Raw genomic sequence first — 13,281 nt, forward strand, 5'->3', positions numbered from 1 at the left:
AACCCGTAGCCCGGGCCGCAACCGGTAGGGCGTTGACGACCCCGACCCAGCACAACTGGCCGGTCACCTCCACGGTGCCCACGAATCCCACCGCCACCAGGTGCCTGCCGTCGCGGAAGCGGGCCGCGCCCAGCACCAGCACGCCGGACGGCGCACCGAGCGATCCCAGGTCGACGAAGGCCTCAGCCGTGCGCCGATTGTGCCGTCCCGGTGCGACGGGATCCGGCGGCGGGGCACCGGATGCCCCGCCGCCGGATCCCGCGTACTGCTGCGGCCGTCCGAGGTGCTGATGCCCGTCGGGTTCGTCCGACTACTCGCCGGGCGTCGCGGCGCAGGCACGGAAGAGATCGAGCAGTTCACGCCCGGGCCCGCTGTCCGGATCGAAACCCTGGAGACCTCGCAGCCCGGACGGCACCCCGGGCCCCAGGACCAGGGCGCCGTGGCAGCGGAAGCAGAACGCGATCTCGAAGAGAAGATCGGTGGAACTGTGGGCCCGAACGCCATAGGCGGGCGCGAAGCAGCGATGCAGCTCGCCGCCCGGCAGTTCGGAGACCAGGTCCAGTACCTGCCGCGCCTGCTCCTCCACCCGGATCTCCAGAACATCACCCACCACGGCGCCGGAGTCGGGCCGTGCGGTGATGCGGACCACCTCGACCAGGTCGGTCTCCGGTGCGGTGTCGGGAAGCAGCATCCGTACATGATCACCGACAGGGCCACGACTCGGAAAGCAGTCACGCGATCGGAAGCGCCCCCCGCTCCCCGGCCCGGGCAGACCTCGAGCGGCCTCTCACCGCGGCGACGCGGAGCGATCACCGTGCTGCAGTGCTTGTCGAACGTGAGCAGCACGGCCCGGGCGGGCCGAGTTCCCGGCCGAGGTGGCAGCGCATCAGCTCCTCGACCTTGGCGAGCAGGGGCCGGTCGATGGTGGTGATCTGGACGCGGCCCTGGCCGGCGAGCGCCCCGAGTCGGGTGACATCGTCGACCACAGCTCGCTCGCCGGCGCGGGTGTGCAGGAGGTGGTCGAGCTCGGCCAGCACCAGCGGCGGAGATGACCAGGGTTCGTGGCAGGTTCAGCGCCTCCGGTCCGGCAGGGTGGAGAACGTCGCGGCCGTTGAAGGCACGGAGCAGCACACCGGTGTCGGCGACCGCGAACAGCGGCGGCGCGATGGTGGCGGTCTCGGCCGAAGCCTTCGGCCAGGTACTGGTCCGCGTGGACGACCAGGTCCGACGGGCGTCGAACAGGGCCCAGTCGGCGAACTCGCTCGCGGTGATCGACGGCTGCGCCGGCGACTCCAGGGCCGGTTCCGACTGAGAGCTCATCTCCACCCCGTCCAGGAGGTGGGTCGCAGGTTGACGGTAGCGGTCGGCGCGCCGCCCATCCAACCGAACATCAACTGGTCCAACCTCCGCAAGATCCGCTGCGACAACGCGGTCGGGCAGTACCCCGGCTGCGTCTACCCGGATGTGCGGGACAATCTCGTGCTGCCGCTCAGCCAGCCTCTGTGCGGACATCGTCCCGAAGCTCCAGAACGGCCAGTGGAGGTTCTACGCCGTACAGGGCCGCCCCGATGTCGCCAAGCACGGGCCTATGTGCGCGGTCATGTTCCCCTCGCTGCGAACAAGGCAGCAGGCGGCAAGTACGGCAGCTTCGTACCGGCCGACCATGTCCTGGACTCCGAGAAGTTCGTCGTCAGCGTTACCAGTTGAGCTGCACGGTGGCGCCCCGGGCCGGCCGGGCTCGGGGCGCCACCCCTTTCGAAGGAGGATTCTGTGGTTGATGCTGGACCGTTCTGGGGGCAGTGGGCGGAGAGCGGGACGGTGCCCACGTTCTGCCTGAACGTGGTGCGGAGGCTTACCGCCGACGAGGTGGTGGCCGCGTACGGTGCGGGCCCGGGCAGACTGCGACAGCTCTCTCTTGCCGAGGCCGACTCCCGGTACCCGATGGCGCAGGGCGGCACCCTGCTCCGGGTGGGACGGTTGGGGGACTGGACGTTCTGCTTCGAAGCGCGGGAAGCGGAGGGATTCAAACCCGGGGTACTGGCCCGGCTGAGCGAACGCTCCGCGGTCGTGAGCCTGTTCTACGCGGACGGCATGACCGTGCTCGAGCGCCTCGAGGAGGGCCGACTCGTCGAGCGTTTCGAGCCCGGCCAGCGGTCACCGGCCCAGGGCAGCGGACCCCACACGCTCCACGAGGATGTCCGCGCCGAACTGCGGAACTCAACGACACCGTCGACGACGGAGGCGGCGCTCCGGGTCATTGCCCGGCACATCGGGGCCGAGATCCCCTGGGCGACGCTCGCAGGTCCGCTGGCGACCGTCGTCCTGGACCAGGCCGAACGTGAACCACTGGCCCCGGCCCCACACTTCGCAGCACCGGCTGCGGACGGGCCGGCCCCGGGTCTCGGGCGCTCTCTCGGAGGCCTCGACCTGCCCATCGACCCCCTGCAGATTAGCCGGCGTCCGGGGCGGTCGGCACTCCCGCTCGCAGGAGAGCGGACAGGCCCGTGCCGGTGACCGTGACGGCGTGCTCCAGCTCCGCTGCCGCGACGACCGTGGTGGGCACCCGGGTCCCGGGCTGGGCGTCCGGCTTGGCCTCGGCCTCTGCGATGAGACGGCCGTGGTCCGGAGTGCTGGCGTAGTGGAAGCGGTCCCTGGTGATGACGACACCGAGGATGGGCCGGTGCGTCCGCTCGCCCCGGCCCACGGGCCGCCGGACCCACTGGCCGGGTTCCTCGGCACCGGCCTCGGCGCATGGCTCCGTCTGCCGTGTACCCCGCCGCCTCGGGCCGCACCCCGAACAGCGACGACTCCTCGCCGAACCCACCTTCGACACCACCACGGCAGCCGCCCCGGCGCACAGTCTCCGGACCGCCGCCGAACAAGCCCATGCCCGCGCCCGGGCCGCCGGACACGACTCCCTCGCCGACCTCGGGGCGTCCACCGTCCGCGCGACGGGTACCCGCCCGGCAGACGGGCTCGGCGGCCGGCGCGGCCCGGCACGGACCGCGCCCTCCCGGCAGTACGTGTCCGCGCTCAGGCACTCCTGGAGCAGGACCAAGGACTCGCAGGGTGTCGCCTGCGGTGTCGTCGGGCCCGGGATGCCGGGCGTGCGGTCCTCGATCAGCGGCATGGCCCGGAAACTGATGCAGGATCACGGTCCAGCCGCCGCCGACAACGGGTGACGTCGTCGTGCGGGCCGCAGCCGCCGGAGGAACGGCATCGGATCGGCAGGGTTGGGGCATGGTGGAGCAAACGTTCCGGAAGTGCTGACCCCCCATGGTGGAGGCCATCACTTCTGATCGCGCAGGTCCGTGCCGCGCAGCGGGGGTGCGAAGAGGGAGAGGCCATGCGTTGCGCGGCACGGTTCCCGTGGCACTACCGTCGTGATCGGTCCCTCCAACGCCAGCCGATGGCGAGACCGGCCACCGGAAGCGAGAGGAATCTGAACGGCTCCGGTACCAGCCAGAACGTCAGCACAGCGAAGACGGCCAGTAGAGCGACCAGCTCGATGGTGAACCGGTAGCCCCACGTTGCGGGCCACGCCCTTCGGCCTCCGTCGCCGTTCTCCTCTGCGGAGGGTGGTGAGTCTGCAGGCATTCCGCGCAGCTTTCTCTCGGCAGGGTGATGACTGGACGGCGCGGGCCGGCGCGGGTGCGCAGGCCCCGTATGCGGCTCCTGAGGCATATCCCTTGAAGTACGAGGCGGAAAGGCCGCTGGTACTGCATCCCGGGTACATCCGTTTCGACTGACGGCACAGTCGGCCACTCCGGCGGTGGCCGCGACGGCGCCCCCTGCCAGCAGGCATCCCACCAGTGCGGCAGGGGCGCACACGGCGCCGATGGCCCCACCACCGGCGACGTACACGCCGTCGTGCCCGACACACCGTCCCTGCTCTACGCCGTCCATGAAGAAACAGTTCTTCCGCTTCTGCTCGAAGACCTGCGGGCCGGCTCCACCGTCCAGGTGGCGTGGGCGCCCACGCCGGTGACCCATTCATGGTTCATCACACGTTGATGCCTTCGCGGTTCCCGCAGGCACCGCGCCGACCGGCCGTCTCGTAGCAGCCCAAGGGTCGAGTGGCCTCGGGCCGTCCGTGTCATCGACGCAGCCGGTCACCGGTTGCGAGGCCCGAGCAGTCGCTCCAGTTTCGCATCCAGTTGGGTCGTGGAGGTTGGCCGGTCTCGTCGACGTTCGACGCTCCTGGCGGGGTGGCACGTCAGCGTGCGGTGACCCAATAGGCTGCGAGCGGGCGGTTGCCGTGCGGTGCGGCGACGGCCCGCAGGACGTCGCTCTGACTGAGGACGAGTTGCCGTACCGGTTCGGGCAACGCGGCCAACCGTTCTCCTGCGGTGATCAGGTCGAGACAGGCGGTGATCTCCCAGTCCGCGTCCTGGAGTGCGTCGGTGTCGACCGGCCCGTCGCCGTCCGCCGTCCAGCCCGCCTCGGGCAGGAGCCGCAGCAGCGCCTCGCGGGAGAAGGACGTGCGGATGTTGCCCTCGCCGTGTGAGCCGGCGGCCTCGATCTGGCCCTGGATCAGTACTGCGAGCAGGTGCGCCAGCTGGTCGCCGCAGGAGGGCGTCAGGTCCCACTCGGTGAACCACAGCCGCCGGGCCCAGGGCCGCACCCGGGCCAGCGTGTCGCGCAGCTGTCCGAGCGAGGCGAAGTACCAGGAGCAGTGGGCGAGCACGACGTGGTCGAAGGCGTCGCGGGGGAAGTCGACCGACGGGTCGCGGACATCGGTGCTGAAGCGGAAGTCGATGCGGGGCCCGAGCGGGCCCGCCGCGAGCCGGGCCGCCGACTCCCCGAGCGTGACCGGCGCCCCGTAGGTCGGACCGGCGACGTCGACGGCCACCACGCGTCCCCGGGGGCCGACGGCCTCCGCGAGGACGGCGGTCATGTCGCCCTGCCCGCAACCCAGTTCGAGGACCGTGGATCCGGGCTCGATGTCCCAGCTCGCCACGAGTGAAGCACGGTGGCGTGTCTGTACCAGCTGCGCATCCGGGCTGTGGTCGGCGGCGGCCATGGCCTTCACGAGCGACGGAATCCTGGCGTGGAGATCGACGTGCTTCACACAATCCTCAATGGCTTGTTCGGCGAACCGGTAAGGACGAGGACACGAGACACCCCTCAACAGCACCTGCGGCCGACGAGCCCGCGCCGGTTCGGAGCCAAGGGTGGCGCCGCTGAGGCCGGCGCCACGGCGCGGCTTCCCAGGCTCGCCGTCGTCTTCCGCTGCGGCTGGGGCGTCGGCGTCAGGCCCTGGAGCCGCGCTGTCAACCCGGGAGTCCCAGCACAAGCGTGTGGCGGGAACGGCGCGCGCACATGCTCTTCCCACAGCCGTGAAAGCAGGTCCGATTCCGGTTCGCCCATGTTCGAGATCATGCCTCCCGGGCCACCGCCCCGCTACCGCGCCCTGGCAGCGGCCGGCCCGGACGCCCACCTGCCCGACGAGGAGCCGTACGCGCTGCCGCCCCCGCGAAACTCCCGCCTTGCGGGGCGCACGGGGCAAGCACCTCGTCCTGGTCGACCGGGTTCGTGGGCCCATGTCTCGACGGTCGAAGAGGGACAGAACGGGACGCCGCCCGGGGCGCGGGCCGGCGCCGGCCGTTTCGTGGCTCCTCCGCCGCCCGCACCCGTCCTGCGCCCCGGTGTCAGGACCGCACGCGGGTGCGCCTCTCTGCCCGGTCCGCCGTCCCCTCGCCCGGCGCCTCGGGCCCCAGCCGGCGGCGCAGCAGCACGGCGGCCAGTGCGGCCAGTGCGAATGCCGCTCCCGCCCAAGGGAGTTGGCGTGTGCCGGCGGTTGCGACCACCAGGCCGCCGGTGGCGCTGCCGATCGTGATGCCGAGATTGGAGAAGGAGATGAAGAGGCTGTTGCCGAACTCCGGGGCGTCCTGGGCGTCCCGGGCCAGCCAGGTCTGGCTGGCGACGAGTCCTCCCGAGTGGACCGCGCCCCACAGGAGCACGGCGAGGACGGTAGGGACGGCCCACGGGCCGACGGTGTGGAGGAGGGCGTAGAGCAGCGCATAGAGGACGGGGAAGGCGGTCACCGTCCGGACCGGGTCGCGTTCCAGTAGCCGACCGAAGAGGAGGTTGCCGAGGACCATCACGACCCCGAAGGCCATCAGCAGCGCACCGATCGTCGATCCGCCCAGGTGCGTGACGCGTTCCAGGTACTCGGCGAAGTAGCCGTAGACCGAGAACATCGCCGCGAAGACGAACACCACGGCCGACAGGGACAGCCACAGCCGGGGACGGTTCAGAATGCCCAACTGGTCTCCGTAGGACAGCCGTTGCCCGGCGGGCATGGACGGGAAGAGGGCCAGGATCCCGACCAGGGCGAGCAGGTTGGCGCCGGCGCCGAACCAGAACGCGGCCGCGAGGGAGAAGTGTTCGGCGAGATAGGAGGTGGCCGGCACACCGAACGCGAAGCCCAGCGTCACCCCGGCGAAGACGGTGGTGGCGGCCCTGGTGGCCTTCTCCGGCGGCACGAGCCGGGTGGCGGCGGTGAGCGCCACCGCGAAGAACACCGGATGGAAGAGCGCCGGCACGATCCGGAAGACGAGCATCACCGGGAAACTGTCGGTGAGCGCGTAGACGGCGTTGGAGGCCGCGAACACCGCGAGCGCCGCCGCCAGGACGGCCTTGCGCCGCACCCCGGAGGCCAGCAGCGTCGCGAACGGGCCGGCCACGGCGACGACCAGCGCGAACACCCCCACCAGCCACCCCGCCGTCGCCGCCGGCACGCCGAGTTCCTCGGAGATCCGGGGCAGGACGCCGACGACGCCCATCTCCGTGGTGATGATGCCGAACACCCCCAGGGAGAGGGTCAGGACAACAGGACCGGTCTTTCCCATGACTGCCTTCCGCCGTCCGGCCGTGCGCGGGCACGGCTGCGCCGCCCCGCCAGACCGAGCTACAAATCTAGATAGTTAGATGGATTATCGCGTGGAAAGGGCACACCCCTCCCCCGCACCGACCCGGGAACGAACGTCAGAGCTCGTCGCGCACGTACGCCGCGAAGGCGGCGATCGTCTCCTCGTTGCGCCGGTAGAACGTCCACTTGCCGACCCGCTCCGACACCAGCAGCCCGGCGTCCCGCAGGATCTGCAGGTAGCCGGAGACCACCGACTGGGCCAACCCGGAACGCTCGCGGATCTCCGTCACGCACACGCCGATGTGGAAACCGACACCGCGCTCGCGGTAGTACTCCTCGTCCCAGTAGAGCTCCGGCGTCTTCAACCAGCGCAGGAACTCCGCCCGCGCGGGATTGGCGAGCGCCTTGTGGACGGCCAGCGGATCCACCGCACACCCCTTTCGCGAGCCGGACCTCCCGGGACGTATCTAATATTCTCGATACGAAGAAACGTGTCAACCCGGAACCCCGGTGCGCCCGCCCGACGGCCCTCGCACACACCGAGTGCGGACCCCGGACCCCGCCGGCCGGAGTGAGTCCGGCCACCGCGACAGGGTGTCGGCAGTCGCTCGGGCCCGCGGTGGGGTGGGGTGCGTCGACACACTTTGCCCGCAGGGCGGTGGTGCGCCGCACCGGGGCCGTCGCGCCGAACGGCCCGGGAAGGAGCGCGACGGTGAACGGCACCCGGCTGACGCCCTGACACCCCTCCGACCGCCCCGCGGGCCCCGGTGTCGGACCCGCTGCCTAGGCTGGGGGCAGCCGATGATCAAGGGAGCAGGACTGTGCGGATCGAACGTCACCAGGTGGACGGGGCGCGGGTGGCGGAAGCCCGCGAGGACTTCGTGAACCGGATCGGGAGGCAGGTCCACTCCTACTCCCGCGCCGGTCTGATGACCACCACCGAGTGGCAGCTGATCTCCGACTCCTTCCTCGACTACCTCGGCGCCCTCTCCACCACCCGGCCCGACCTGCACTCCGCCGAGGCCAGGGCCGTCCTCAAGGACGCCGCCGCGGCGGCCGCCGGCGCCGTTTCCTTCGCCGCCTACTACCCGGTCGACAGCTTCCACGTCTTCCTCGACTACCCGAACTTCGGAATGAGCTACGACCGCGAGCGCGGGCAGGAGCGCGACCCCCACCATCGGGTCACCGCCGGGGAGTGGCTCGACGCCTTCTGTCTCGCCATCGTCTCCGACCAGGTCTCCGTCCACGGTGAGGCCTTCGGCTGGGCCCGGCAGCTGATGCCCGCCGGGCCGGCCACGCCCACCCTCGAACTCGTCGACGGACTCCTGGCCCACTTCTTCGAGGACGACGGCGTCCCGGCCGGCAGCACCGCCCCCGTCGCCGAACTGCAGCCCGGCCTGCGCGCCCTGCGCGCCCTCGCCGCCGGGGACCGCGAGGTCTTCGACGCCGCCCTGCTCGCCCTGCTCCAGGACGGGCCGAAGGGCACCGGCCCGGCGAGCCTCCTGCCGCTGGTCCCGATCGCCCTCGCCGCCCTCGCGTACCGCACCCACGGCTGGGCTCCGGCGGTCGACACCGACTACCTCCCGCACGCCCTGGTCACCGGTTTCGAGACGGCCGGCCCGCGCGTCCGCGCCTTCGGCCGCGACCCGCGCCCCGACGCCGTGGCCGCGCTCGCCGCCGGGCCCGTCCACGTCGACCGGACCAGCCCGGCCCGCCCGTACAGCCCGGAGAGCGAGGCGCGGTTCGAGCGGCGCACCCTGGAGGCAGTCACGGCCGGGGAGGGCGAGCCGCTGGACGCATGGGAGCTCACCGGCGCCCTGCGCTACCAGACCTACCTCCTCGCGGCGCGCGTCTCGGAGTGCGACGACGCCACCGACGCCGTGATCGCCACCCTGCGGCGCGGCTCCCAGCTGGGGGCCGCCGTGTTCCGGGCCGCCCTCGCCGAGCCGGGCACCGAGGCCGAGGCGACCATCGACGGCCGCTCCCTGCGCTTCCCCGCCCGCCGGGACCGGGACTTCGGCCCGGCCTTCTGGCAGACCGCGCTCTCCTTCGCCCTGATCACCGGCTCCCCCGAGGACCTCGAACCGCTTGTCCTGGCCGGCCCCACGGTCGCCGCCGAGGACCGCTCCCCGTCCGCCTCCTACCGCGCCGCCCTGCACGACCACCTCCGCGGCGCCGACCCGCGCCCGGCCACCGAGCGGGCGCTGAAAGAGGCGGAGCGCATCCGGGAGGGCTGGCTCCCGGCTCCGGCCGTCCTCCTCTCGCAGCTGATCGGGGGCGACGCGACCGGCTTCGACCTCGCCCTCCTCGACGCCCTGGAAGCCCACCGCGATCACCACAGCGTCGCCGACCGCGACACCGACCCAGGTGCCCCGCTCAGCCTCGACGTGCTCGCCCTCGCCTGCCACGCCCGCCGTACCCGCGGCTGGGTCACCCGCGTCCGCTCGCCCTACCTCCCGCCCCGCCTCCTCAAAGCCGCCGGCCGGCCCTGACCCCGCCCGACCCGGTCCGCCGCGGCCACCCGCGCGGTGCACACGGCGGACTGGGATGTCCCGGTCCGCCGAGACGTGCTCGCGACCGTCGGGAGCAGCCCCGGCACCTGCACCACCGCAGCGCCGGCGACGCGGTCTCGGACCGGGCCGCCCGCCTCGCCCCGGACCCTCGCCGCGGCCTGCGGCAGCCGGTTCGCCTCCCGCCTCGGCGTCTGCCCGGCCCCGCCTGCGACCGCGCCCACCTCTCCCGCAACGGCACCCGCAGGTACTGCTCCACCGCCTGCCAGAACCGCGTCACGTCCGCCGCCCACCGCGCCCGCACCCACCGCGCCCGCAACCACGGGGCCCTCACCCAAGGGGCCCGACCCGCGCACCGTCACTCGCGCCGACCGCAGCCCCGCGTGCGGAACCGGCGGGGCCCAGCGGATCAGCCCGGTTGCAGGGCCCGCGCCAGGTCCTCGGCCTCGCGCAGCTGCTCGACGCCCAGCCGGCGAAGGCCGCGCAGCAGCAGGGCGGCGTCCGTCGCGGACGCGTCCGGCCGGGGTCCGTCCGGCGGCAGAGGCATGCCGAGGAGCGCCGCCGGCACGGCCGCGGGCAGGCCGAGCACGGTGGCGAAGTCGACGAGCAGATCCGGGGTCAGCCGGTCCTCCCCGGAGGCGATCCGCCCGTAGGCGGTGGACATCCAGTAGCGCCCGGTGAGCAGGTGGAACACCTTCGCCGTCCCGGTCCAGCCGAGGTTGCGGGTGGCGACCATCCGCATCAGCAGGTTCCCGGCGGACCGCGGGTCGGGGGCGGGGGCCGAGGCGGGCAGGCCCTCGATCCGTCCGGTCGCCCGGGCGGGCGGCAGACCGGCGACGAACGCGCGGAGTTCGGCCCGCCGGTCGGCCGGCAACGCCTTGCCGAACCGCACCACACTGACGATGGAGGTGGTGGCCATCCCGCCGGCCGGTGCGAGGTCCTCCGGCAGCGGAACGGCCGCGATCTCGAACAAGTCGGCGGTGTCCAGTCCGAGCGCGGGGGCGAGGCGCCGCAGCAGCGCCTGGTCCGGCGCCGCACCGTCCAGCAGCGCGACCACGTCGGCCTCGCCGGCCCCCGCCCGGTGGGCGAACTCGGCGGGCTCCTGACCCTGGTGGTGCAGCAGGCGGGTCAGCAGGACGGCGAAGCCGGGAAGCTCTGTCATGGCGCCAGCATAGGGCGAGCCGGCCGGCTGCCCGCACCGCCGCCCACCTGGGCGGATGCCTCGGACGAGCGGCGGCGGGCAACCGTGCGGCGGGGGCGGTCGAACGGCCGCCCCTGGGCTCAGGCCCGCTCCTCTCCGGTCGCCCCGGTCGAAAGCGGGGCGAGCACGTCCGGGGCGAGATCGAGCAGGACCGCGAAGTCCCGCAGGAGCCGGCGCGGGCCGAAGTCGCCGTCCGTCTGGCGACCCAGTCGAGGGCCGGGGGCATCTCGACGCTCCTGCGTTCACCCTTCCTCGGTCACAAGGGGGCACCGGCCGTGCGGCGGGCCGCCGACAGCGGGTCAGCGACCGTCGGTGCGGGGCCGGTGCGCGTCGTCGCCGCCGGCCGGCAGGTCGGCGGCGGCCGCGGTGAGCGTGCGCAGGGCCTCGACGCTCTGCTTCTCGGTGCGCCGGAAGCCTTCACCATGCCCCGATGCCGCCCACCGTGCTGTTCAGGACCTCCGAAGCCGGCCGACGGCTCAGAACGCGGAGTTGGCGGTCCAGTGCTCGAGCAGCCCGTCGTCCCCCCGCACCTCGAACCGGTCGGCGGACCGGTCCAGTCGGCCGTAGAGGAGGAGCAGCAGGTCCGCGACGGTGCCCCGGACCGACGCGTCGGCGCTCGCTGCGGCCTCCCGGGCCTGCCGGTCGAGCCCGAAGCCGTCGGGACGCAGCCGGACCAGCCAGTCCCCGTCGCCGTCGGTGCGGGTGAACCGGATGGTCCGGTCCGCGCCCCGGAGGGCGGCCGTTCCGGGGGCGAACCCGGCGGCGAAAGGCAGGTTGGTCAGGAACTCCGAGACGCCGTCGGCGGCCAGCACCGGGTCGATGTCGGGGTCCAGGCCCAGGGCAAGGTCGGCGTCGACGCGGTGCACCAAGGTCTCGAACAGCATCCGGCGCACCCAGAAGCGGGCGTGCTGATCGGCGCCCCAGGCCCACATCGGCGCGTCGAGATCGGCCGAGGCGAATTCCGCGCCGGCCTGCGCCGCGGCCTCGGCCAGCCAGGCGGGGTAGCCGTCCGGAGTCGGCGGCAGGTGCAGCTCGACGTCCCTGCTGCGCGGCGGCTCCTGGAGTTTCTGCCGCAGCAGGACGGTGAACCAGCGCTGCACGCTGCCGGTGTGGCGCACCAGGTCGGACAGCGTCCAACCGGGGCAGGTGGGCACCGGGGTGGCCGGGTCGGCGGTGCGGACGGTGGCGACGAAGCGCGAGGTCTCGGCGGCGACGGCGGCGGCGTGGTCGATGGGGGTGGTCACGGGTTCGTTCTCCGGGATGGTCGGTCGGCTCGGACGGCGGCGCCGCTCGGCTCAGGTGAGTGGCTTGTCGACAACGGCCTTGGCGTGGCTGAACGTGTCGATGGAGTACTCGCCGTGGTAGCGGCCCATGCCGCTCTCCCCCACGCCGCCGAAGGGCAGGTCGGGCATGGCGAGGTGGGAGACCGGCAGGCCGAAGGAGAGCGCGCCGGAGGAGGTCTCCTCGGTGAGCCGCCGCTTGGTCCGCTCGGACTCGGTGAAGGCGTAGAGGGCGAGCGGCTTGTCACGTTCGTTGATGAAGGCGATCGCCGCGTCGAGGTCGGGCACGGCGACGATCGGCAGGATCGGGCCGAAGATCTCCGCGCGCATCACCGACGCGTCCGGGGAGACGTCCGCGAGGACGGTCGGGGCGACGTAGCGCTCACCGCGGTCGTGACTGCCGCCGGTGACGACCCTCCCGTCGTCCAGCAGCGCGGTCAGCCGGTCGAAGTGGCGGTCGTTGACGATCCGCCCGTACTCGGGCGCGGCGGCCGGGTCGTCGCCGAGCAGCTCGCGCACGGCGGCGGCGAGGTGCCGCTCCAGTGCGGTGGCGCTCTCGCCGATGGCGAGGACGTAGTCGGGGGCCACACAGGTCTGGCCGGCGTTGAGGAACTTGCCCTGGGCGATCCGGTTCGCGGTGACCGCCAGGTCGGCGCCGGGCTCGACCACGACCGGGCTCTTGCCGCCGAGCTCCAGGGTGACCGGGGTGAGGTGGCGGGCCGCTGCGGCCATCACGATCCGGCCGACCGCGCCGTTGCCGGTGTAGAAGATGTGGTCGAACCGCTGCTCCAGCAGGGCGGTGGTTTCGGGGACGGCGCCCTCGACCACGGCCACCGTGTCCGGGCCGAGGTAGCGCGGCAGCAGCCGGGCCATCGCGGCGGACGTGGCGGGGGCGAGCTCGCTGGGCTTGACGACCACCGTGTTGCCGGCCGCCAGGGCTCCCACCAGCGGGACCAGCGCGAGCTGCAGCGGGTAGTTCCAGGGTGCGACGACCAGGACCACGCCGAGCGGATCGCGGACCACGCGGGCCGAGGCGGGCCGGAAGAACCCGGGGACATCGGCGGGCTTCGGCCGGAGCCATTCCTCCAGGTTCGCGACGGTGTGGTCGAGCTCGTTCAGCGTGAACCCGATCTCGGTGCGGTACGCCTGCGCCGCGCTCTTGCCGAGGTCGGCGGCCAGCGCCTGCTGGAACTCCTCGGCCTGCTCGGTGAGCATCGAACGCAGGGCGGCGAGCCGGTCCAGGCGCTGGGCGAGGGGCTTGGTCCGGCCGCTGTCGAAGGTGCCACGCAGGCGGGCGACCAGGGCGGGAACGTCTGCCGCAGCGGGGGGCGGGGTGTGCGTCATGAGGGTCACGCGGTCCTTCCAGGGGCTTGAAGACCTGGATTGTTGATGTCCTCAAGTACTTTCGACGGTAAA

At 72.8% G+C, this 13,281-nt stretch carries 13 protein-coding genes and 1 pseudogene; 5 read left to right on the top strand and 9 right to left on the bottom strand.

The features are described from left to right. Positions 1–310: 310 nt before the first annotated feature. A complete protein-coding gene (locus SM793_RS16540; protein WP_320438943.1) occupies positions 311–691 on the bottom strand; it encodes a hypothetical protein in 381 nt (126 codons plus the stop codon). Positions 692–809: 118 nt separating this feature from the next. Continuing rightward, a complete protein-coding gene (locus SM793_RS16545) occupies positions 810–1,037 on the bottom strand; it encodes a hypothetical protein (RefSeq protein ID WP_320438944.1) in 228 nt (75 codons plus the stop codon). A gap of 98 nt (positions 1,038–1,135) precedes the next feature. On the opposite strand from SM793_RS16545, the gene SM793_RS16550 reads away from it, so the two are divergent. The 3 genes from SM793_RS16550 to SM793_RS36435 all read left to right on the top strand — a co-directional run bounded on the left by SM793_RS16550 (position 1,136) and on the right by SM793_RS36435 (position 2,514). Beyond that, positions 1,136–1,312, top strand: coding sequence for a hypothetical protein (locus tag SM793_RS16550; protein WP_320438945.1), 177 nt, complete (start codon positions 1,136–1,138; stop codon positions 1,310–1,312). 38 nt (positions 1,313–1,350) lie between these two features. Further along, a complete protein-coding gene (locus tag SM793_RS16555) occupies positions 1,351–1,707 on the top strand; it encodes a hypothetical protein (RefSeq protein WP_320438946.1) in 357 nt (118 codons plus the stop codon). Between the two features lie 111 nt (positions 1,708–1,818). Further along, positions 1,819–2,514 (top strand): DUF6461 domain-containing protein, encoded by a 696-nt coding sequence (locus SM793_RS36435; RefSeq protein ID WP_413815974.1) that lies wholly within the window; start codon positions 1,819–1,821, stop codon positions 2,512–2,514. On the opposite strand, the gene SM793_RS16560 is transcribed toward SM793_RS36435, so the two are convergent. The 4 genes from SM793_RS16560 to SM793_RS16575 all read right to left on the bottom strand — a co-directional run bounded on the left by SM793_RS16560 (position 2,450) and on the right by SM793_RS16575 (position 7,302). Continuing rightward, on the bottom strand, positions 2,450–2,704 hold the full coding sequence (locus SM793_RS16560; RefSeq protein WP_320438947.1) for a hypothetical protein: 255 nt from the start codon (positions 2,702–2,704) through the stop codon (positions 2,450–2,452). The genes SM793_RS36435 and SM793_RS16560 overlap by 65 nt on opposite strands. 1,512 nt (positions 2,705–4,216) lie before the next feature. Then, entirely contained in the window at positions 4,217–5,023 is an 807-nt protein-coding gene (locus SM793_RS16565) for a methyltransferase domain-containing protein (RefSeq protein ID WP_413815975.1), read from the bottom strand. A gap of 628 nt (positions 5,024–5,651) precedes the next feature. After that, the gene (locus SM793_RS16570; protein ID WP_320438949.1) at positions 5,652–6,854 is read right to left on the bottom strand and encodes an MFS transporter; all 1,203 of its coding nucleotides are present in this window, start codon (positions 6,852–6,854) and stop codon (positions 5,652–5,654) included. Positions 6,855–6,990: 136 nt separating this feature from the next. Beyond that, positions 6,991–7,302 carry an ArsR/SmtB family transcription factor gene (locus SM793_RS16575; RefSeq protein WP_030394462.1) on the bottom strand — a complete coding sequence of 104 codons (312 nt, stop codon included), beginning with the start codon at positions 7,300–7,302 and terminating at the stop codon, positions 6,991–6,993. A gap of 393 nt (positions 7,303–7,695) precedes the next feature. On the opposite strand from SM793_RS16575, the gene SM793_RS16580 reads away from it, so the two are divergent. Both SM793_RS16580 and SM793_RS36440 read left to right on the top strand, forming a co-directional pair. Continuing rightward, positions 7,696–9,366, top strand: a complete 1,671-nt coding sequence (locus SM793_RS16580) for an immunity 49 family protein (RefSeq protein ID WP_320438950.1) — start codon at positions 7,696–7,698, stop codon at positions 9,364–9,366. 212 nt (positions 9,367–9,578) lie between these two features. After that, positions 9,579–9,674: pseudogene (locus SM793_RS36440) on the top strand (CGNR zinc finger domain-containing protein); the annotation flags it as partial. A 119-nt stretch (positions 9,675–9,793) separates the two neighbouring features. Here the strand turns inward: SM793_RS36440 and SM793_RS16585 are convergent. From SM793_RS16585 to SM793_RS16595, 3 genes are all read right to left on the bottom strand, one after another. Beyond that, a complete protein-coding gene (locus SM793_RS16585) occupies positions 9,794–10,546 on the bottom strand; it encodes a hypothetical protein (RefSeq protein ID WP_320438951.1) in 753 nt (250 codons plus the stop codon). Between the two features lie 515 nt (positions 10,547–11,061). Next, on the bottom strand, positions 11,062–11,829 hold the full coding sequence (locus SM793_RS16590; protein ID WP_320438952.1) for a maleylpyruvate isomerase family mycothiol-dependent enzyme: 768 nt from the start codon (positions 11,827–11,829) through the stop codon (positions 11,062–11,064). Positions 11,830–11,880: 51 nt separating this feature from the next. After that, a complete protein-coding gene (locus SM793_RS16595; protein ID WP_320439000.1) occupies positions 11,881–13,209 on the bottom strand; it encodes an aldehyde dehydrogenase family protein in 1,329 nt (442 codons plus the stop codon). Between the last annotated feature and the right edge of the window lie 72 nt (positions 13,210–13,281).

Origin of the sequence: Kitasatospora purpeofusca (assembly GCF_034043715.1) — a bacterium.
GTDB classification, from domain to species: domain Bacteria; phylum Actinomycetota; class Actinomycetes; order Streptomycetales; family Streptomycetaceae; genus Kitasatospora; species Kitasatospora purpeofusca_A.